The organism is Stenotrophomonas sp. AB1(2024), from assembly GCF_037482345.1.
Lineage (GTDB): Bacteria > Pseudomonadota > Gammaproteobacteria > Xanthomonadales > Xanthomonadaceae > Stenotrophomonas.
Genome location: NZ_JBBHKO020000001.1, coordinates 455,228 through 475,345 on the forward strand (window position 1 = coordinate 455,228; position 20,118 = coordinate 475,345).

Here is a 20,118-nt window from a genome sequence, read left to right on the forward strand (position 1 = left end):
GGCTTACTCGCCTGCGGCGCCACCGGGACGACGACGACGGCGGCGGCGCTTGCGCGGTGCCCCGTTCTCATCCAGCTCGCCTTCGGCCTGGGCAGCGTCCAGCGTGGAATCCAGCTCGGGGCCGGACTGCAGCTGGGCTTCGCGCCAGAACTCGACGTCGGCCTGGTGCTCGCTGGAGGCGACCTGGCGCAGGGCCAGGAAATCGAACGCCGCGCGGAAGCGCGGGTGGGTCAACGTGCGGATCACGCGCTTGCGCTGGCGCGAGCTGAAACGCCCCTGCAACAGCCAGATTTCCTGCATCGGCAGCGAGAACCGGCGCGGCAGCGCGATGGTGGTCAGCTGGTGCAGGGTCACCCGGTCGGCGGCACGGCGCTGGGCTTCTTCCAGCTGCACGCCCTGCTTCTGCAGGGTCGCCAACGCGCGGCAGAAGGCCGGCCACAGCAGCAGCGCGAACAGGAACGATGGCGACACCGGCTCGTCGTTGGCCACGCGCTGGTCGGTGTTGTGCAGTCCTTCGATGACCATGCGGCGCAGCGCGCCACTGCGGTTGCTGCGCAGCGCGGCGGCACTTTCGGGGAACAGCACGTCGAGCAGGCCGTAACGCTCCAGCCCTTCGAAGCTGGCCACGCCGTGTCCGGACAGGAACAGCTTGAGCACTTCCTCGAACAGCCGGGCCGGTGCAGCTTCGCCAAGCAGGCCGGCCAGGCGCGGCAGCGGTTCGGCGCTGGCATCATCGATCTGGAAGCCGAGCTTGGCCGCCAGGCGCACCGCACGCAGCATGCGCACCGGGTCTTCCTGGTAGCGCTTTTCAGGATCGCCGATGAGTTTCATCAGGCGCGCCTGCACGTCTTCGAAACCGCCGGTGTAATCGCGCACCGAGAAATCCTCGATGGCGTAATACAGCGCGTTGCAGGTGAAGTCGCGGCGCACGGCATCGTCTTCGATGCTGCCGTACACGTTGTCGCGCACCAGCATGCCGTTTTCCATCTCGCGGTCGCCGCTGCCATCGTCGATGTTGGCGCGGAAAGTGGCCACTTCGATGATTTCGCGGCCAAACACCACGTGCGCCAGCCGGAACCGGCGCCCGATCAGGCGGCAGTTGCGGAACAGCGACTTGACCTGCTCCGGCGTGGCATCGGTGGCCACGTCGAAATCCTTGGGGTTGCCGCCGACCAGCAGGTCGCGCACGGCGCCACCCACCAGGTAGGCGCCAAAGCCCGAGTCGCGCAGCCGGTACAGGACGCGCAGGGCGTTGGGGCTGATGTCCTTGCGGGAGATGTTGTGCTGGTCGCGGGGGATCACGCGCAGACTGAACGGTGATGTAGCGGAGGAATTGATGTTGGCGCTTCCGGTTGAAGTTTCGGGATTGCCCAATGGCATCGAGGTCCATATACTAGCGCGCTGCGCAGTTCGCGACAAAGCATGCTCCCTTCGTCTAGAGGTTAGGACGTGGCCCTCTCAAGGCTAAAACAGGGGTTCGAGTCCCCTAGGGAGCACCAGTCGCGGTGCGGAACCATCAAAAACCCCGCCTCCGCGGGGTTTTTTGTTGGGCGGTAGCGCCGGCGGGAACTACCCCTCCATCTGTTCCAGCTCCTTGCCCTTGGTCTCGCGCACATAACGCAGTACGAAGAAGATCGAGGCCACCGCCGCCACGGTGTAGATGCCGTAGGCGCCCGCCAGGCCGATGCCAGCCAGCAGGATCGGGAAGGTCACGGTGATGGCGAAGTTCGAGGTCCACTGGGCCGCGCCGGCCACTGCCAGGCCCGAACCGCGGATCTGGTTGGGGAACATCTCGCCCAGCATCACCCACATGACCGGGCCCCAGGACATGTTGAAGAACACCACATAGACGTTGGCCGCCACCAGCGCCAGCCGGCCCATGCCGTCGGACAGCTGCAGCCGGCCATCGGCCAGGGTGCCGCTGGCGAAAGCCACCACCATCAGCGCCAGCGCCACCGACATGCCCACCGAGCCGACCCACAGCAGCGGCTTGCGCCCGATCCGGTCGATCAGCACCACGGTCAGCAGGCAGGCGCCGATGCTGAGCGCGCCGGACAGCACGTTGATCAGCAGCGCGTCGTTTTCGGAGAAACCGACTGCCTGCCACAGCACCGCGCCGTAATAGAACACCACATTGATGCCGACCAGCTGCTGGAACACCGCCAGGCCGATGCCGACCCAGACGATGGTGCGCAGCTTGCCGGTGCCCTTGTCGACCAGGTCCGACAGCCGCGGGCGGTGCTGATCCTGGGCCAGCGAGCCCTCGATCTCGGCGATCTTGGCCTGGGCCTCGGCTGCGCCGTACAACCGGGTCATCACCGCCAGCGCGTCAGCGCGGCGGCCCTTCACCACCAGGTAGCGCGGGCTTTCCGGGATCACCAGCAACAGCACCAGGAACACGGCCGAGGGAATGGCCTGCATCCAGAACATCCAGCGCCAGGCGACCTGGCCCAGCCACAGCACCTCGGTGGAGGCGCCGGCGGCGCGGGCCAGCAGGAAATTGCTGAGGAACGCGCAGAACAGCCCGCCGATGATGGCGATCTGCTGCACGGTCGCCAAGCGCCCGCGATAGCGGGCCGAGGCCACTTCGGCGATGTAGGCCGGCGACATCACGCTGGCCGCGCCGACCGCGAAGCCGCCGACCACCCGCGCGATCACGAACGCCAGCGAGCTGTGCGCCGACCCGGCGCCCAATGCCGAGAGCAGGAACATCACCGCGGCGATGATCAGCACCCCGCGCCGGCCCAGGCGGTCGCCGAGCCGGCCGGCAAAGAACGCACCGATCGCGCAGCCCAGCAGCATCGAGGCTACCTCGAAGCCGATCCCGGCCTCGCTGGACTGGAAGGTCTGCTTGAGGCCGTCGACGGTGCCGTTGATGACGCCACTGTCAAACCCGAACAGGAAGCCGCCAATGGTGGCGACACAGCTGATCAGCACGATGAAGGAAGTGTTCTCGCCGCGTGCGGCATTGGCTGCAAATGTGGTGGACATGAAGGGTCCTGGCAGGAGTGGGACGGCGATGGATCAGCGCAGCGGGTACTCGTTCAGCAGGTTCTCACACGTCCACGCCCGCGTACAAAGGGCTGCCGGGGTGGGTCTGCCTGCGTCCTGGAGCCCCTGGCTGTCCACCGGTGGGCAGCAGCATCTAACCCCACCGACCGGCTCCGGCGCATCGTGCACTGCGACAAAGGCCCAACTGTTCTAGAATTGTCAGGCTTACTGTCGGATCCAGATCCAGCCATGCCCTTTGTCGTCACCGAAAACTGCATCAAGTGCAAACACACCGATTGCGTGGAAGTGTGCCCCGTGGACTGCTTCCACGAAGGCCCCAACTTCCTGGTGATCGACCCGGATGAGTGCATCGACTGCACCCTGTGCGAGCCCGAATGCCCGGTCAACGCGATCTTCCCCGAAGACGACGTGCCCGCCGGGCAGGAAACGTTCGTGGCACTCAACGCCGAGCTGGCCAAGGCCTGGCCGGTGCTGACCGTGCGCAAGGACCCGCCCGCTGATGCCGGGGAGTGGGACGGCAAGCCGGACAAGCTCCAGTATCTGGAGCGGTGAAACGAAAAAAGGCGCCCTTGGCGCCTTTTTTGTTTGGATCAGTGGCCATCTGGAACCCACCGGGCCTGTAACGGCTCGGGGCCCATGGTTGATTGATCTGGAACCCACCGGGCCTGTAACGGCTCGGGGCCCATGGTTGATTGATCCGGATCCCAATGGGCCCATAACAATTCGTAGCCCCGGCCGTTGGCCGGACACCGCGCGCAGCGCGGCCCAAGCGTCCGGAGCCGATGGGTTATCGCTTGCGGCCAACATCCCGGCGTTTAAAGGTTCCGAAACCGCCCGTCAGGCGTTCATGACGCCTGATGCACGGTTTCGTTTTGGTTGCACACCCGGACGTACAGTCGCGACCGACAGCATGTCAGGCTCCGGACCCTTGGGCCGCGCTGCGCGCGGTGTCCGGCCAACGGCCGGGGCTACGAACCGTTACGTAACGCCCGCAAATCCGGATCAATCAACCATGGGTCGGGAACCGTTACGGATTGCCCCGAACGTTTACCGGCCCACCCGGGCCCACAGGCCCGGCCGGCGGCCGGACCCACGTCAGCATCATTGCGCCAGCTTGCCCTTCAGCTCGCCCAGCAGCTTGGTCGGGGCCGGGCCGGTGGCCGGGAGGCCGCGCGGGTCGACCGCCGAGATGTAGGCGCCGGCTTCGACGGCGACCACGCGGACCAGGAAATCGCTGCCTTCATAGTTGACGTCGAACGAGCCCAGCAGCTGCGCCTTGCTGGCGATCTTCACGCCTTCAACCGACTCCAGCGCGGTACCCACCTTGGCGAACACCTCTTCCTTGCTGCCCGGGACCGTGAAACCGGCATTGTTGGCCGCCGGCGCCTGGGCCGGGGCCGACGTGGCGGCCTGCGAGGCCAGCACCGGGACCTGGGCGGCCGGGTTGCCCGGGGCGTTCAGATCCGGCGGGATTTCCAGCGGACGCACTTCCGGCGCCAGTGCGTAGTCGCCCTTGGCACCGCGCTTGAAGCAGCCGGTGGTGCCGACCAGGGTGGCGGTGGCCAGAAGCGCGAACGACAGCACGCGGATGGCGGAAACGGATTGACGCATGTGAATCTCCTGGGTCAGGCCACTGATGTCAGTGGCTGGAAAGGGCTTCGAGCGCACCGATATCGGTGGCCAGGTGTTCGGCGGCGGCGTGGTGGGCGGCCGACAGCGACAGCAACGGCAGGCGCAGGCCGTGGCCGATGCCGATCCGGCGCAGCAGGTCCTTCACCGGAATGGGGTTCGACTCAACCCCGCAGAATGCATGGAACGGCTCCAGGCGGGCATCCCAGGCCTCGGTGGCCTCGCGCTCGCCGGCCGCAGCCAGGTCGCACATGCGCCGGTAGGCGCCGGGCAGCGCGTTGGAGCCAACCGAGATCAGGCCGTCCACGCCGGACAGGATCGAACGGGCGGCCGTGCCGTCATCGCCACTGAGAATGGCGAAATCCGGCGACCGCAGCGCCAACAGGGCCTGGACCCGGCCTACCTCGCCCACCGCCTCCTTGATGCCGACGATGTTCGGGTGCGCGGCCAGCTCGGCCACCGTCTCCGGCAGCATGTCGCAGCCCGTGCGGCCGGGCACGTTGTACAGGATGACCGGCAGGCCGCCCTGGTCGGCCACCGCACGGTAGTGCGCGATCAGCCCCGCCTGGGTCGGGCGCACGTACGCCGGGGTCACCACCAGCGCATGGGTCGCGCCGCTGGCCGCCGCGCGACGGGTCTGCTCGATGGTTTTGGCGGTTCCCGACAGGCCGGTACCGGCCAGCACCGGCACGCGCCCGGCGACCGTTTTGACCGCGCTGCGCAGCAACTGGTCGTATTCGTCATCGGACAGGGTCGCGGCCTCGCCGGTCGACCCGGCCACCACCACCCCGTGAACGCCACCCTCCAGTTGCAGGTGCAGCAGGCGCTGCCAACCGTCGGGATCCAATGCGCCATTGGCCTGGAAAGGCGTGGCCAGCGCGGTGATGAGACCGGAAAGGGACAAGGAAACGATGCTCGGAAGAAAGGGGGGCCCAAAGGCGCGGAAAGCGCGGTCGGAGGTACGTTGCATGTTACTTGCGGGTCGAAAGCGCGGGCAAGTATGCTGGACTCCGGCGAACGCGCCGTCGTCGGCGCCGTTCAGACTCATCCCGCATTACCGGAACCACCTTGACCGACACCACTCCGCGGCCTGCGCCGACCGAAAACCATCTCCTGATCAACGCCTACACGACGCATCCGGAGTCCCCCCTGCTGCCCGTCACCCGGCGCATCGCCGACAGCGGCTGCAACCTGGTCGATGCCCGCCTTGCCACCGTGGGCCGCGATGTCTCGGTCACCGCCCTGGCCACCGGCTCGTGGGACTCGGTGGCCAAGCTGGAAGCCATGCTGACCCGGCTGGAACGCGAGGAAGGCCTGAAGCTGGTGTGGTACCGCACCGGCGCCAAGCAGGCGCAGTCCAACCTGCTGCCCTACATCGTGGAAGTGATCGCCGCCGACAAGCCGGGCATCCTGTTCCAGCTGGCCGACTTCTTCGACCGCCAGGGCATCACCATCGAAAACCTGCAGAGCACCCGCTACCGCGCCATGCAGACCGGCGCGGAGATGTTCTCGGCGCAGGTCACCATCGGGGTGCCCGCCAACATGCACATCGCCGCACTGCGCGACGATTTCCTCGAATTCTGCGACCACCTCAACCTGGACGCGATCATGGACCCGATGAAGTTCTGACAGCTTCGCGCGTTCATCACCAACGCGCGGTGTTTCATGCAGTTGTAAGACGCTTCACTCAGGCTCCGCAGCAAGGACCTCATGAACAACGGCGATACCCTGGACAGCACCACCCTCGCCCTCCCGCTGGCCCTGTCCGGCGGCGACCACACCACCCTCGGCGATCTCGCCGGCCAGTGGCTGGTGCTGTACTTCTACCCCAAGGACAGCACCCCGGGCTGCACCACCGAGGGCATCGACTTCAACGCCCTGCTGCCGAAGTTCAAGCGCGCCGGCGCGCAGGTGTTTGGCGTCTCCCGCGATTCGGTCAGGTCGCACGACAACTTCTGTGCCAAACAGGGCTTTGCCTTCCCGCTGATCAGCGATGGCGACGAAGCACTGTGCAGCGCCTTCGACGTGATCAAGCTCAAGAACATGTACGGCAAACAGGTGCGTGGCATCGAACGCAGCACCTTCCTCATTTCTCCCGACAGTCGTATCGTGCAGTCGTGGCGCAAGGTAAAAGTCGCCGGCCACGCCGAATCCGTCCTTGAAGCCCTGAAGGCCGCGAAAACCCAGTGACCCACCTGCACCCCACAATGGCCATCACCCTGCCCTGCAGGTCGTGATGGCTTGTCCCTGTTCTGCCACCAGGAAATGACGATGACCCGAGGCAAGCGCATTTACGTTCTGGATACCAACGTGCTGATGCACGATCCAACCGCGCTGTTCAAGTTCGAGGAGCATGATGTCTACCTGCCGATGCAGGTGATCGAAGAACTGGACAACGGCAAGAAAGGCACCTCCGAAGCGAGCCGCAACGCCCGCCAGGTAAGCCGCTTCCTCAACGAGCTGGTGCAGGCCTCGGGCCTGGACAACCTGGCCGATGGCATTCCGCTGCAGCGCCCCAATGGGCTGCAGCTGCGCGGCAAGCAGAGCGTGGGCCTGCTGCGCTTCCAGACCAGCCACTTCGACGCCGGCAAGAGTTTCGGCGCCGTCATCCCGGACAACGCCATCCTCGGCGCAATCCTGGCGCTGAAGGAGCAGGTTCCGGAAATCCCGGTGGTGTTCGTGTCCAAGGACATCAACCTGCGGATCAAGGCGGCCATTGCCGGGATCGTGTCGGAAGACTACGAGAACGACCGCGCACTGGACGATTTCAGCCTGCTCTACACCGGCGCCACCGAGCTGCCGGAAGACTTCTGGAAGAAGCACACCGACGACCTGCGCAGCTGGAGCGACAAGGGCCGCACCAGTTACGAAATCCAGGCCACGGACGACGAAGAGTGGCATCCCAACCAGTATGCGTACCTGCCCGGCGAAGACGAGGTCGAACTGCGCGTGGCCAAGGTCGACGGCAGCGGCAAGGTCACCCTCGCACTGGTCAATGATTTCCGCCACGGCAGCCACGCGGTGTGGGGAATCAGCGCGCGCAACCGCGAGCAGAACTTCGCGCTCAACGCGCTGATGGACCCGGAGATCGATTTCGTCACCCTGCTCGGCACCGCCGGCACCGGCAAGACCCTGCTGGCGCTGGCCGCCGGCCTGGCCCAGACCATGGACCAGCAGCGCTATCGCGAAATCATCATGACCCGCGCCACGGTCAGCGTCGGCGAGGACATCGGCTTCCTGCCCGGCACCGAGGAAGAGAAGATGACCCCGTGGATGGGCGCGCTGACCGACAACCTGGAAGTGCTCACCCATACCCAGGAAGGCGGTGCGTGGGGCCGTGCGGCCACCAATGACCTGATCGCCAGCCGGATCAAGATCCGCTCGCTCAACTTCATGCGCGGGCGCACCTTCCTGTCGCGCTACCTGATCCTGGACGAGGCGCAGAACCTCACCCCCAAGCAGATGAAGACGCTGATCACCCGTGCCGGCCCGGGCACCAAGATCGTCTGCCTGGGCAACGTGGAGCAGATCGACACACCGTACCTGACCGAAACCACCTCGGGCCTGACCTATGCGGTGGACCGCTTCAAGAACTGGCCGCACAGCGCGCACATCACGCTGCGCCGTGGCGAGCGTTCGCGCCTGGCCGACTACGCTTCGGAGGTGCTGTGAACCGTTCCCTGTCCCGTGCGTTGCTGCCGCTGGCGCTGGCCGCGCTGGCGGCGGCCTGCACGCCTGCCAACACCCGCCCCGGCGCCACCGTGCCGACCGCGGTCAAGACCGGCCAGTCATGGGTGGTGACCCGCCCGCTGGTCGTTGCCCAGGTGCTCGATACCTGCTCGCGTCCCAGCCCCGGCCAGACGCCGGGGCGGGTGACCGGCTACTGGGCCCCCAGCCGCCAGCAGATCGAACAGCTGGAAACGCAGCTGCCGTCGCTGGAGCCACAGGTGCCCAACGTCACCGATTTCGACCGCCAGTACGTCGGCATCGAAATCGACGGGCGCAAGGTGATCTATCTCAACGCCTTCCGCCTGCCCGACCACAGCGAAGTCGATCCGGCCCGCGAAGCGATCCGCGTCTGCGATGGCGGCGCAATGTTCTGGGGCGCGGTATTCGATCCGGCCAGCGGCACATTCTCCGAGCTGCAGTTCAACGGCCCACCCGTGGGTCGCTGAGCACACCATGTTCAACGCCGTCCACGGCCGATGACCATCCGGCTGCCCACTTGGGTATGGATCGGTGCGATCGCATTGTCGTGCGTGGCAGGCATGGTCAACGTGGTCGGCTTCCTCGGGTTCGAGCACCAGGCCGTCAGCCATATGACCGGCACCACCAGCCAGCTCGGCATGGCCCTGGCGCAGGGCGACTGGCGCGTGGTCGGTCACCTCTGGGGCCTGCTCATCGCGTTCTGCCTGGGCGCGATGCTCAGTGGCATGATCGTGCAGGACAGCGCCCTGCGGCTGGGTCGCCGCTATGGCGTGGTACTGACGCTGGAGTCGCTGTTGCTGCTGGTCGCCATTCCACTGTTCAAACAACAGCAGATCTGGGGCGCGCTGGCCGCCGCGATGGCCTGCGGCCTGCAGAACGCGATGGCCACCACCTTCAGCGGCGCGGTGGTGCGCACCACCCACCTCAGCGGCATGTTCACCGACCTGGGCATCGGACTGGGCCACCTGCTACGCGGCCTGCCGCTGCCGATCCGGCGATTGACCCTCAGCGGGCTGATCATCAGCGGTTTTCTGGCCGGCGGCATTCTCGGCGCATGGCTGTTCCTCCGCCTGGGCTACAACGCCCTGCTCGCGCCGGCATTGCTGACCGGCGGCACCGGATTCGGCTACGTGGTGTATACGCAATGGCAACGGCTGCACCAGCGCTGAGCAGGCACGCCAGCACGGCCACCGCAAACACTGCACAATCGGCGCATGAGGTCCTCCACTCCCGTTTCCGCACTGACCATCGCCGGCTCCGATTCGGGCGGCGGTGCCGGCATCCAGGCCGATCTGAAAGCCTTCGCCGCACACCGCGTGCATGGGTTGTCGGCGATTGCCGCGCTCACCGCACAGAACACCCGTGGCGTCACCGCCGTGCACGTCCCGCCGCTGGATTTCCTGCAGGCGCAGATCGACGCGTGCTTCGCCGACTTCGACATCCACGCGGTCAAACTGGGCATGCTGGCCAACGCCGAGGTGATCGGACTGGTCGCCGACGCGCTGGAAAAATACCGGCCCACCCACGTGGTGCTGGACCCGGTGATGGTCGCCACCAGCGGCGCACGCCTGCTCGAAGGCAGCGCACTGGCGGCGCTGCGCACGCGGCTGCTGCCATTGGCTACCCTGCTCACCCCCAATACGCCCGAAGCCGAACTGCTGCTTGGCCGCCGCATCACCAGCGCCGATGACGCCGAAGATGCCGCCGCCGCACTGCTCGACCTGGGTGCAGGCGCGGTGCTGCTCAAGGGCGGCCACATGGCCGAGGGCGCACGGGTGATCGACCGCTACTTCGATGGCGTCACCCGCGAAGAGTTCATCCACGCGCGCTTGCCGGTGGACGCGCACGGTACCGGCTGCACGTTGGCCTCGGCCATCACCGCACAGCTGTGCCAGGGCCTTTCATTGCCGAATGCCTGCGAAGCCGCCATCGACTACGTCGCACGTGGCCTGCAGAGCGGTTACTGCCCCGGCCGCAGTGAGGTGCTGGTGCTCGACCATTTCGGTGCGGCGTGGTCTGCATGACGCGCACGCTGGCGGTACCGGTACAGACCGACGATGGCCATCGCGTCGAGCTGATCGCACGGGTTCCGGCGCAACCACGCGCGCAGCTGCTGTGGCTGCCGGCGCTGGGGGTTTCGGCGCGCAACTACCAGCCCTTCGCCGATACCCTTGCCGAGCGCGGCATCGCCGTGTTCCTGCACGAATGGCGCGGCAACGGCAGCAGCAGCCTGCGTCCATCCAGGCGGCAGGACTGGGGCTACCGGGAGATTCTCGAACGGGACCTCCCGGCCAGTCTGGCGGCCGTGCGACTGCATGGCGCCGCCCCGTTGATCATCGGCGGACACAGCCTGGGCGGGCAGCTGGCGTGCGTGTTCGCCGGCCTGCATCCGAGCGTGTTCGCGCGCTTCTGGCTGGTCGCCACCGGCACCCCGTACTGGCGCACCTTCCCTGCCCCGCGCGGCTGGACGCTGCCGCTGGTATATCGCTTCCTGCCGTGGCTGGCGCAGCGCCAAGGCGTGCTGCATGGGCGCCGGCTCGGCTTTGGCGGCACCGAAGCACGCGGGTTGATCCGCGACTGGGCCCGGGTGGGCCTGAACAACCATTACGCTGCGGCGGGCGTGGATGCGGACCTGGAAGGCGGGATGCGCCGCCTGCACGGTCAGGCCGACGCGGTGGTGCTGGCCGACGACTGGCTGGCGCCGCCCGGCTCAATGCAGGGGTTGCTCGCCAAGCTGCCGCAGGTCACGTCCAGGCTGTCGGTTCTGCCCGCAAGCGCGCTGGGGACGCGGGCCGATCACTTCGCATGGATTAAGTCGCCGGAGGCCGTGGCGAAGGCGCTTTTTCATTCATTTGAATGAAGTTCTTCACAAAAGCGTTGACGGATGCGGCGTCGATCCGCATAATTCCGCTCCTGTTGACGCGCCCGTAGCTCAGTTGGATAGAGTACCTGGCTACGAACCAGGCGGTCGGGAGTTCGAATCTCTCCGGGCGCACCATCAACAGGCTGGCAGTTTCGCCGCTGCCGGTAGCAGCAACAACGTGATATAAATGCGCCCGTAGCTCAGTTGGATAGAGTACCTGGCTACGAACCAGGCGGTCGGGAGTTCGAATCTCTCCGGGCGCACCATTACATCGCGGCCCAGCAACACCAGACAATGCAAGCGCGCCCGTAGCTCAGTTGGATAGAGTACCTGGCTACGAACCAGGCGGTCGGGAGTTCGAATCTCTCCGGGCGCACCATTGCAGGGTTGGAAAAAAGGCAGCCGAGGGCTGCTTTTTTTGTGCGCGCCTGTTTGTGCGCCCCTGTTGTCGCAGCCACGCAGGGCGTGGCTCTACGCTGTCGCACACCGGTAGAGCCACGCCCTGCGTGGCTGCGTTCGTTCCGGCGCCTGCAAGCCTACCCTGCCCGCGCGCCCTCCACAGCCTCCATCGCCAAGCGATCGGCTTCCACCGGCAGCTCCGGCGCCGGACAGGCGCCGCCGGCAGGGTCGTCATGCGCCAGCCAGTCATCCACGACCCCGCCCAACAGGTCCAGCCGCAATGGCAGGGTAATGTGGTCTTCGCCGCGCATCTCGATGTAGTGCGCGCGCGGACTGGCGGCGGCCAGTGCGCGCCCCTGCTCCACCCGCACGTGCGCGTCATCCTGGCCGTGCAGCAGCAGCACGCAGGCGCGTGTATCAGCCAGCGCGCGGGTCACGTCCACCGTATCCAGGTCCAGCTCCAGGCGCTGGCTGGCGGCGGCAATCACCGCGTCGATGTCCTGCCCGCCATAGCGCCAACGCCCATACGCAGCCATCGCCTGCGCCTTCCACGCAGTGGGCTGCAGCGACATCAGGTGCGGGATCATGCTGCGGATCGCATCGCCGGCATTGGCGAAGGACTCCATCGCGACCACGCCGGTGACCCGGTCGCCGAGCTTGTCGGCGGTGAACAGTGCGGTGGCTGCACCATAGGACACGCCGAACAGGTACAGCGGCCCGACCACTTCACCGCGCCGCTGCAGGGTATCGATCACATCGACCACATCGTCGGATTCGAACGTGCCGTACCCTGACGGCCCCGCCCCGGAATGACCATGGTTGCGCAGGTCGATGGTGATGACCCGGTAGCCCGATTCGGCCAGCTGCAACGACCACGGCAGCATCGAATCGCCGTTCATCATCCAGCCGTGCAGCAGCACCACGGTGCCGCGCGGCGGCTGCGCCCTGAACGGGTGCGGCAAGGCCAGCTGCAGCCCGGTATTCAACGGCTCGCCGTTCTCGTGCCGCTGCGCCAGATAGTGATAGCGCAAGCCGTAGCGCCCCGGATCGAACGCCCGCCAGAACAGCGGCACGCCGGCCCGGCCGGTCACGAAACCATGCCGGTTGGGCACCGCCGCCACCGCTTCGGCGATGCGCGCGGTATCGAGCAGCGTCGACACGCCACCCGGCGCGACCAACCGATCGCTGAGCGAGGTCGAGGCGGCAGAGGAAGTAAGCGAGGAGCACGCAGCCAGCCACAGGCCAGCCCCGGCCAGCACAAGCAGCAGCAGGCGTTTCATGGGCGCAAAGGTTCACATTGAGCCGCGCAGCTTAACGACCGCGCGAACGGCGCTCTACCGCACCCAGATGACCAATCGATGACAACCCGGCGATCATTCAGGATTCCACGGCAGGGCTACGGCAGACATACCGGAAGCCGCCAGAAATGATCGTAGATCCACGCCCTGCGTGGAGACCGCGCGCAGCGCGGCACAAGCGTCCGAAGACCCAAAAAACCGCCGCCACCGCCAATCTATCCGGCGTTTAGAAGAACCGAAGCCACGCCTCGGACCTTCATGGCCCCGGAACGAAGAGCAGCCACGCAGGGCGTGGCTCTACGGCCGGATTTTCCGGGGGTTACAGCCATTCCGACATCTTCCCCCACCACCCCTCCATCACCCCAGGCTGGCGCATCCGCTCGCGCCACCAGCGCAGCGCCGCGCCCTCCTCCCCGGTCCGCCAGGCCAGCCAGAAGGTCTCGTCCGGCTTCGGCTCCTCCACCTGTCGCACCACCAGCCGCCCCTGCGCCACCGCCGCCTGCACATAGGGCTCGGGCAGGAACCCAAAGCCCAGCCCCGCGCACTGCAGGCGGAACTTGCTGACCGTGTCGGGCACGGTCACCGTCTCCTGCCCCATCAGCAGGCCGACCGTGCGCGGCAGCAGGCGCCGCGCCGAATCGGCCACGGCGATGGCGCAATGCGCCGCCAACCGCTCGCGCCCCAGGGGTTCCGGCACAGCCGCCAGCGGGTGCCCGGGCGCCACTGCGAACACGAAGCGCACCACGCCCAGCGGTTCCACCACATACCCCCCACCGCTGGGACCCTCCCCGGCCGCGCCGACCAGCAGGTCCGCACGCCGGTCCAGCAACGCCTCCCAGGTGCCGGACAACGCCTCGCTGATCAGCCGGATCCGGGTCTGTTCGGCGACCGCACTGAACGCCCGCACATCCTCGGCCAGCAGGGCCGGCTGGAACAGCGAGTCCACCGCCACGGTCAGTTCGGCCTCCCAACCGGAGGCCACCCGGCGCACCCGCATTTCCAGCTCGCGCGCGGCGCGCAGCAGGTGCCGGCCCTCGTCCAGCAGCGCCACCCCGGCCTCGGTCAGGTGCGCGCGCGGGCCGATCCGGTCGAACAACTGCACGCCCAGGTCCTGCTCCAGCTTGGAGACAGTGTAGGAAATCGTCGAGGGCACCTTGTGCAGCTCCTTGCCGGCCGAAGCGAACGAGCCGCGGCGGTCGATGGCATCCAGTATCTGCAGGGCGTCGAGGCTGAGCTTGAGCATTCGAATTTTTCGATGATGGCTTGCAAAACTATCCGTTTTCCAAGCCGGCGGCGCAAGCGGATACTGACGCCAACAGGAAAGGGGCAGGAAACACCACCCCGGACCGCCATCGAAACCATCGAACACCCCAGGAGAACATCATGCTGCAGATCCGCAAGAGCGCCACCCGCGGCCAGGCCCACCATGGCTGGCTGAACTCCCAGCACACCTTCTCCTTCGCCAACTACTACGACCCGCGCTACACCAGCTTCGGCCCGCTGCGCGTGATCAACGAAGACAAGGTGATCGGCGGCCAGGGCTTCGGCACCCACAGCCACGCCAACATGGAGATCGTCTCCTACGTGCTGGGCGGCGCGCTGGAGCACAAGGACTCGATGGGCACCGGCTCGGTGCTGCGTTACGGCGACGTGCAGCGCATGAGTGCCGGCAGCGGAGTCAGCCACAGCGAGTTCAACCACTCGGCCGACGAGACCGTGCACTTCCTGCAGATCTGGCTGTTCCCGGACGCCGAGAACATCACCCCGAGCTACCAGGAAACCCATTTCACCCCGGACGCCAAGCGCGGCCAGCTGCGCCTGATCGCATCGAAGGATGGCCGTGACGGCTCACTGCTCATCCACCAGGACGCCAGCATCTACGCCACCATCCTGGACGGCGGCGACCGCGCGCACCTGGCACTGGCCCCACGCCGTGGCGCCTATGTGCAGGTCGCCCGTGGCCAGCTGCAGGTCAACGGCATCACCCTGGACACCGGCGATGCGCTGCAGATCACCGACGAGGCCAAGGTGACCCTGGAGAACGCCAGCGATGCCGAAGTACTGGTGTTCGACCTGCCGTTGTAACGGCCCCGGTGCACGGTGTGCGGGGATCGCAGCCGCACCGCACCGCACAAAGAAAAAGGCCTTCGTACTTTCATACGAAGGCCTTTTCATTACTGGCGGAGCGGGAGGGATTCGAACCCTCGATACAGTTTTTGGCCGTATACTCCCTTAGCAGGGGAGCCCCTTCAGCCACTCGGGCACCGCTCCAGTATTCGTGTTCCGCCGCTTCGATGTTTCTTCTCAGCGGGGGCGCGAAGAATAACGTTTTTCACACCCCGAGGTAAAGCCTTAATCGGAAGAATTTTCACTTCCCGGTGCATTCGGCTCATCGCCTCGCTGGATACGCTGGTAAATCTCTTCGCGGTGCACGGCCACGTCCTTCGCAGCGGTGATACCAATACGCACCTGGTTGCCCTTGACGCCGAGCACGGTCACGGTGACCAGGGAATTCAGGCCACTCGCTGCGTTCGAGCCATCGATCATCAGGGTTTCGCCTACACGGCGAGTCAGGATCAACATTTTTGCAAATCTCCAGGGAACCGGCGGATTTTCCCCACCGGCTCGGCGCCCAGCCAAGGAACGCCACACGACAAAGGGGAAAGATCAGCCATAGTACCGTCAGCCCTCCCGCGCCATCAAGGAGCAGGAGGATTCAGGCGTTCAGATACGCGGGGTGACCCAGTCGACGACGGCGGCCAGTGCAGAAGCAAGGGCGGGCCCGTCCTCGCCACCACCCTGGGCGAGGTCCGGGCGGCCGCCGCCCTTGCCTCCGATCTGACTGGCGATGTGGGACAACAGTTCCCCGGCCTTTACCTTGCCCGTTGCGCTGCCATTCACGCCGGCGACCAGTGCGGCTTTGCCATCCTGGGTACCGGCCAGCACGATCACCGTATCGCCCAGCTGCTGCTTGAGGCGGTCGATCGCTTCGCGTAGTGCCTTGGCGTCGAAACCTTCCAGGCGCGCAGCCAGAATCTTGACGCCTTTGACCTCTACTGCGCCGGCACCAAGATCGGCCGTCGCGCCGGCCGCCTGCTTGGCCTTCAGCGCATCCAGTTCGCGCTCCAGTTTCTTCTGGCGCTCGCCGAGCTGGCGGATCTTGTCGACCACCTCGCCGGCATTGCCGCCCAGCAACGCGGCCGCTTCGGCCAGCTGCGCTTCCTCGTGGGCCACGTAGTCCAACGCGCCCTGCCCGGTCACCGCTTCGATACGACGCACACCCGACTGGATGCCGCCTTCGGAGGTGATCTTGAACAGGCCGATGTCGCCGGTGCGCGACACGTGCGTGCCACCGCACAGTTCGGTGGAGTAATCACCCATCTTCAGCACGCGCACGTTCTCGCCGTATTTTTCGCCGAACAGCGCCATCGCGCCGAAGTCGAGTGCTTCCTGCATGGCCATGTTGTGCACCTCGACGGCGTTGTTCACGCGCACCTGTTCGTTGACCCTGCGCTCGATCAGTGCAAGATCCCGGGCACTGATCGGCTCGAAGTGCGAGAAGTCGAAACGCAGGCGATCCGGCGCGACCAGCGAGCCCTTCTGGTGCACGTGCGTGCCCAGCACTTCGCGCAACGCGGCGTGCAGCAGGTGAGTGGCCGAGTGGTTGAGGATGGTGGCGCCGCGGCGCTGGCCATCGACCTGGCCACTGAGCACATCACCCACTTTCAGGCTGCCGCTGACGACCTTGGCAACATGGCCGTGGTACTGACCAGCAAACTTCTGGGTGTCGCTGACCTGCAGCGCCACGCTCTTGCCGGAAAGGGTGCCGGTATCGCCGACCTGGCCACCGGATTCGGCATAGAACGGAGTCTGGTCGGTCAACACGATGACTTCGTCGCCGACCTGTGCCGTTTCCACTGGACGGCCGCCCTTGAGCAGCGCCACCACGGCCAGGCCGTCGGCCTGCAGGCGGTCATAGCCCAGGAAGGTGGTCGGCTTGAGGGTGGCGACCAGTTCGGCGGACAACACGACGGCTGCACCGCCCTTGCCAGCCTTGCGACCGCTGTCGCGCTGTTCCTTCATGGCCGCATCGAAGCCGTCGATGTCCACGATCAGGTCGCGCTCGCGCGCGATGTCCTGGGTCAGGTCCAACGGGAAGCCATAGGTGTCGTACAGGCGGAACGCATCCACGCCGGGGATGACCCCGTTGGTCACCTGCGCGGCAACGTCGTCGAAGATCTTCATGCCCGAGTCGAGCGTCTGCGCAAAGCGCTCTTCCTCGGCCTGCAGCGCGCGCACCACGGTATCGGCCTGCGCCGGCAGGTCCGGATAGGCTTCGCCCATCTGCTCGACCAGGGTCGGCACCAGCTTGCTGAAGAACGGCTGCCGCACGCCCAGCATCCAGCCGTGGCGCAGTGCCCGACGGATGATCCGGCGCAACACATAGCCGCGGCCTTCGTTGGACGGCAGCACGCCGTCGACCACCAGGAACGAACACGCGCGGATGTGATCGGCGATCACGCGCAGCGACTTGTTTTCCAGGTCGGTCATGCCGGTCAGTTCGCTGGCCTTGCGGATCAACGCCTGGAACAGGTCGATTTCATAGTTGGTGTGCACGTGCTGCAGGATCGCCGCCAGACGCTCCAGACCCATGCCGGTGTCCACGCACGGCGCCGGCAGCGGCACCAGAGTGCCATCGGGCTGGCGGTCGAACTGCATGAACACCAGGTTCCAGATTTCGATATAGCGGTCGCCGTCTTCGTCCGGCGAGCCCGGCGGGCCACCGGCGATGTGATCGCCATGGTCGTAGAAGATTTCGGTGCACGGGCCGCACGGGCCGGTGTCGGCCATCTGCCAGAAGTTGTCCGACGCGAACGGCGCGCCCTTGTTGTCGCCGATGCGCACGATGCGCGCTTCCGGAATGCCGACCATGTCGCGCCACAGCGCGTAAGCCTCGTCATCGGTCTGGTAGACGGTGACCAGCAGGCGGTCGGCCGGCAGCTTCCAGACCTGGGTCAGCAGCTCCCATGCCCAGGCGATGGCGTCCTTCTTGAAGTAATCGCCGAACGACCAGTTGCCCAGCATTTCGAAGAACGTGTGGTGGCGCGCGGTGTAACCCACCTGGTCCAGGTCGTTGTGCTTGCCACCGGCACGCAGGCAGCGCTGCACATCCGCCGCGCGCACGTAGCTGCGCTTTTCGGCGCCAAGGAACACGTCCTTGAACTGCACCATGCCGGAGTTGGTGAACAACAGGGTCGGATCATTGCCCGGAACCAGCGGCGCCGACGGCACGATGGTGTGGCCCTTGCTCTTGAAGAACTCAAGGAAATCGCTGCGGATCTGGGAGGTGGTGAATTTGACAGGTGCGTTCATGGGGGCTGGCTTCATGCGGGCCGGCCGGTCCCTTGCACACGGCCCCAATGGCCGGGTGTCGACAGCAGGACCGCCGAAACCACAAAGGGTATCAGGCCCGGGCCGTACGGACACGCCGCGCCGTGTGATCAGTCTTCCGGGTCGTAGCGGGTGGCTCGGCGGATGCTGTCGCCATCGAAACCACGGCGGGCCAGCAGATCGGCCGCTTTGCGGCGCTGGGGCAGCTCCTGCGGGCCCGCCTCGCCAAAGCGACGGCAGACCAGGTCGCGGGCGTTCTCGGTCCAATCGCCCTCGAAGGTGTCCATGGCGGCAGCGATCTGCTCGCTGTCCAGCCCATGGGTGCCCAGTTCGGCGCGGATGTGCAGCGGGCCGTAGCCGGTGTTGGCGCGGATCCGGACCAGATTCTCGGCAAACCGGGTGTCGTCCTGCCAGCCGGCTTCGGTGAGCTTTTCCACTGCGGCGGTGGCGGCTTCGGCTTCGATGCCGCGGGCGGTGAGCTTGCGGGTCAGTTCCTTGCGCGAATGCTCGCGGCGCACCAGCAGGCCAAGCGCCCGCTGGACCGGGGTCTGTTCACGGACACGGCGCTTGCGGCCGGGTGCCGGGGCGTCTGAGTCTTGCATGGCGGATCTCGAAATACTGAACCCCCGGGACAGGGCGAGCGTCACTGACGGCGCTGCCCTGCCCCGCAGGAAACTTACTCGGCGTCGTCGTCGCCATCGCTGTCACCGCTCTCGCGGGCAGCTTCGGCCGGCTGGAACTTCTCGCGCAGCTCGGCTTCCAGACGCTGGGCGATCTGCGGGTTGTCACGCAGGTAACCGCGGGCGTTGTCCTTGCCCTGGCCGATGCGCTCTTCGCCGTAGCTGTACCAGGCGCCGGCCTTCTCGACCAGCTTGGCTTCCACGCCCATGTCGATCAGTTCGCCTTCGCGGCTGATGCCTTCGCCATACAGGATCTCGGTGATGACCTGCTTGAACGGCGGCGCCAGCTTGTTCTTGACGACCTTGATCTTGGTCTGGTTGCCGATGATCTCGTCGCCCTTCTTGATCGCGCCGATACGACGGATGTCCAGACGGACCGAGGCGTAGAACTTCAGGGCGTTGCCGCCGGTGGTCACTTCCGGGCTCTGGCCCGGCATCATCACGCCGATCTTGTGACGCAACTGGTTGATGAACACCACCAGGGTGTTGGAACGCTTGATGTTACCGGTCAGCTTGCGCAGTGCCTGGCTCATCAGACGGGCCTGCAGGCCCGGCAGCTGGTCGCCCATTTCGCCTTCGATTTCGGCCTTGGGGGTCAGCGCGGCGACCGAGTCGACCACCACGATGTCCACCGAGCTCGAACGAACCAGCATGTCGGCGATTTCCAGCGCCTGCTCACCGGTATCGGGCTGGGACAGCAGCAGGTCGTCCACGTTCACGCCCAGCTTGGCGGCGTAGATCGGGTCCAGGGCGTGCTCGGCGTCGATGAAGGCCGCGGTGCCGCCCTTCTTCTGGCATTCGGCGATCGCCTGCAGGGTCAGGGTGGTCTTGCCCGAGGATTCCGGACCATAGATCTCCACGACACGCCCCTTCGGCAGGCCACCGATGCCGAGCGCGATATCCAGCATCAGCGAACCGGTCGGGATGACTTCAACCGCTTCGACGATGCGGTCGCCCATGCGCATCACGGCGCCCTTGCCGAACTGCTTTTCGATCTGGCTCAGGGCGGCGGTCAGGGCGCGCTTTTTGTTCTCGTCCATCGGATTGGTCCTTGCAGAGGTCATGTCGTTGGAGGGGGTGTCTTTGGAGGTCTTCTTGGCCACGGGGTCACTTTAAGGTTGGCGTATCGCACAGGCTG

At 66.2% G+C, this 20,118-nt stretch carries 19 protein-coding genes and 5 tRNA genes; 13 read left to right on the forward strand and 11 right to left on the reverse strand.

The features are described from left to right. Window positions 1–3: 3 nt before the first annotated feature. Window positions 4–1,374 (reverse strand): polynucleotide adenylyltransferase PcnB, encoded by a 1,371-nt coding sequence (gene pcnB, locus WIX41_RS01985; RefSeq protein ID WP_409187432.1) that lies wholly within the window; start codon window positions 1,372–1,374, stop codon window positions 4–6. Window positions 1,375–1,424: 50 nt separating this feature from the next. Between pcnB and WIX41_RS01990 the strand changes: the two genes are divergently transcribed. Then, window positions 1,425–1,499, forward strand: a tRNA-Glu gene (locus tag WIX41_RS01990). A gap of 70 nt (window positions 1,500–1,569) precedes the next feature. Here the strand turns inward: WIX41_RS01990 and WIX41_RS01995 are convergent. Beyond that, window positions 1,570–2,991: a sugar porter family MFS transporter gene (locus WIX41_RS01995; protein ID WP_339445512.1), complete on the reverse strand. Its 1,422-nt coding sequence runs from the start codon at window positions 2,989–2,991 to the stop codon at window positions 1,570–1,572. Window positions 2,992–3,240: 249 nt separating this feature from the next. On the opposite strand from WIX41_RS01995, the gene fdxA reads away from it, so the two are divergent. Continuing rightward, window positions 3,241–3,564, forward strand: a complete 324-nt coding sequence (gene fdxA / locus WIX41_RS02000) for a ferredoxin FdxA (RefSeq protein WP_339445513.1) — start codon at window positions 3,241–3,243, stop codon at window positions 3,562–3,564. A 549-nt stretch (window positions 3,565–4,113) separates the two neighbouring features. Here the strand turns inward: fdxA and WIX41_RS02005 are convergent. After that, window positions 4,114–4,623: a hypothetical protein gene (locus WIX41_RS02005; RefSeq protein ID WP_339445514.1), complete on the reverse strand. Its 510-nt coding sequence runs from the start codon at window positions 4,621–4,623 to the stop codon at window positions 4,114–4,116. 28 nt (window positions 4,624–4,651) lie between these two features. Further along, window positions 4,652–5,545 carry a 4-hydroxy-tetrahydrodipicolinate synthase gene (dapA, locus tag WIX41_RS02010; RefSeq protein WP_339445515.1) on the reverse strand — a complete coding sequence of 298 codons (894 nt, stop codon included), beginning with the start codon at window positions 5,543–5,545 and terminating at the stop codon, window positions 4,652–4,654. A gap of 164 nt (window positions 5,546–5,709) precedes the next feature. On the opposite strand from dapA, the gene WIX41_RS02015 reads away from it, so the two are divergent. From WIX41_RS02015 to WIX41_RS02060, 10 genes are all read left to right on the forward strand, one after another. After that, window positions 5,710–6,270, forward strand: a complete 561-nt coding sequence (locus WIX41_RS02015; protein ID WP_019183297.1) for a glycine cleavage system protein R — start codon at window positions 5,710–5,712, stop codon at window positions 6,268–6,270. An 81-nt stretch (window positions 6,271–6,351) separates the two neighbouring features. Beyond that, window positions 6,352–6,831: a peroxiredoxin gene (locus tag WIX41_RS02020; RefSeq protein WP_339445516.1), complete on the forward strand. Its 480-nt coding sequence runs from the start codon at window positions 6,352–6,354 to the stop codon at window positions 6,829–6,831. Window positions 6,832–6,912: 81 nt separating this feature from the next. Further along, window positions 6,913–8,313 (forward strand): PhoH family protein, encoded by a 1,401-nt coding sequence (locus WIX41_RS02025; protein WP_339445517.1) that lies wholly within the window; start codon window positions 6,913–6,915, stop codon window positions 8,311–8,313. Next, complete coding sequence (locus tag WIX41_RS02030) at window positions 8,310–8,816, forward strand: hypothetical protein (protein WP_339445518.1); 507 nt, start codon at window positions 8,310–8,312, stop codon at window positions 8,814–8,816. The genes WIX41_RS02025 and WIX41_RS02030 overlap by 4 nt, the downstream gene beginning before the upstream one ends. Window positions 8,817–8,846: 30 nt before the next feature. Further along, on the forward strand, window positions 8,847–9,518 hold the full coding sequence (locus WIX41_RS02035) for a YoaK family protein (protein ID WP_339445519.1): 672 nt from the start codon (window positions 8,847–8,849) through the stop codon (window positions 9,516–9,518). 45 nt (window positions 9,519–9,563) lie between these two features. Continuing rightward, entirely contained in the window at window positions 9,564–10,373 is an 810-nt protein-coding gene (gene thiD / locus WIX41_RS02040) for a bifunctional hydroxymethylpyrimidine kinase/phosphomethylpyrimidine kinase (RefSeq protein WP_339445520.1), read from the forward strand. Beyond that, entirely contained in the window at window positions 10,370–11,209 is an 840-nt protein-coding gene (locus tag WIX41_RS02045) for an alpha/beta hydrolase family protein (protein ID WP_339445521.1), read from the forward strand. Before thiD ends, WIX41_RS02045 begins: the two co-directional genes overlap by 4 nt. A 61-nt stretch (window positions 11,210–11,270) precedes the next feature. Continuing rightward, window positions 11,271–11,347: transfer RNA gene (locus WIX41_RS02050), tRNA-Arg, on the forward strand. A 54-nt stretch (window positions 11,348–11,401) separates the two neighbouring features. After that, window positions 11,402–11,478: transfer RNA gene (locus WIX41_RS02055), tRNA-Arg, on the forward strand. Between the two features lie 36 nt (window positions 11,479–11,514). Continuing rightward, window positions 11,515–11,591 (forward strand) — tRNA-Arg (locus WIX41_RS02060). Between the two features lie 157 nt (window positions 11,592–11,748). Here the strand turns inward: WIX41_RS02060 and WIX41_RS02065 are convergent. Both WIX41_RS02065 and WIX41_RS02070 read right to left on the reverse strand, forming a co-directional pair. Further along, the gene (locus WIX41_RS02065) at window positions 11,749–12,891 is read right to left on the reverse strand and encodes an alpha/beta fold hydrolase (protein WP_339445522.1); all 1,143 of its coding nucleotides are present in this window, start codon (window positions 12,889–12,891) and stop codon (window positions 11,749–11,751) included. 337 nt (window positions 12,892–13,228) lie between these two features. Further along, a complete protein-coding gene (locus WIX41_RS02070; protein ID WP_339445523.1) occupies window positions 13,229–14,152 on the reverse strand; it encodes a LysR family transcriptional regulator in 924 nt (307 codons plus the stop codon). A 140-nt stretch (window positions 14,153–14,292) separates the two neighbouring features. Between WIX41_RS02070 and WIX41_RS02075 the strand changes: the two genes are divergently transcribed. After that, window positions 14,293–14,994: a pirin family protein gene (locus tag WIX41_RS02075; protein WP_339445524.1), complete on the forward strand. Its 702-nt coding sequence runs from the start codon at window positions 14,293–14,295 to the stop codon at window positions 14,992–14,994. Window positions 14,995–15,087: 93 nt separating this feature from the next. Here WIX41_RS02075 and WIX41_RS02080 read toward each other — a convergent pair. The 5 genes from WIX41_RS02080 to recA all read right to left on the reverse strand — a co-directional run bounded on the left by WIX41_RS02080 (window position 15,088) and on the right by recA (window position 20,020). Further along, window positions 15,088–15,180 (reverse strand) — tRNA-Ser (locus tag WIX41_RS02080). A gap of 81 nt (window positions 15,181–15,261) precedes the next feature. Further along, window positions 15,262–15,492 carry a carbon storage regulator CsrA gene (gene csrA / locus WIX41_RS02085; RefSeq protein WP_339445525.1) on the reverse strand — a complete coding sequence of 77 codons (231 nt, stop codon included), beginning with the start codon at window positions 15,490–15,492 and terminating at the stop codon, window positions 15,262–15,264. 141 nt (window positions 15,493–15,633) lie between these two features. After that, the gene (gene alaS, locus WIX41_RS02090) at window positions 15,634–18,282 is read right to left on the reverse strand and encodes an alanine--tRNA ligase (RefSeq protein ID WP_339445526.1); all 2,649 of its coding nucleotides are present in this window, start codon (window positions 18,280–18,282) and stop codon (window positions 15,634–15,636) included. Between the two features lie 128 nt (window positions 18,283–18,410). Continuing rightward, on the reverse strand, window positions 18,411–18,902 hold the full coding sequence (recX, locus tag WIX41_RS02095) for a recombination regulator RecX (RefSeq protein ID WP_339445527.1): 492 nt from the start codon (window positions 18,900–18,902) through the stop codon (window positions 18,411–18,413). 74 nt (window positions 18,903–18,976) lie between these two features. Then, window positions 18,977–20,020: a recombinase RecA gene (gene recA, locus WIX41_RS02100; RefSeq protein ID WP_339445528.1), complete on the reverse strand. Its 1,044-nt coding sequence runs from the start codon at window positions 20,018–20,020 to the stop codon at window positions 18,977–18,979. Window positions 20,021–20,118: the final 98 nt, after the last annotated feature.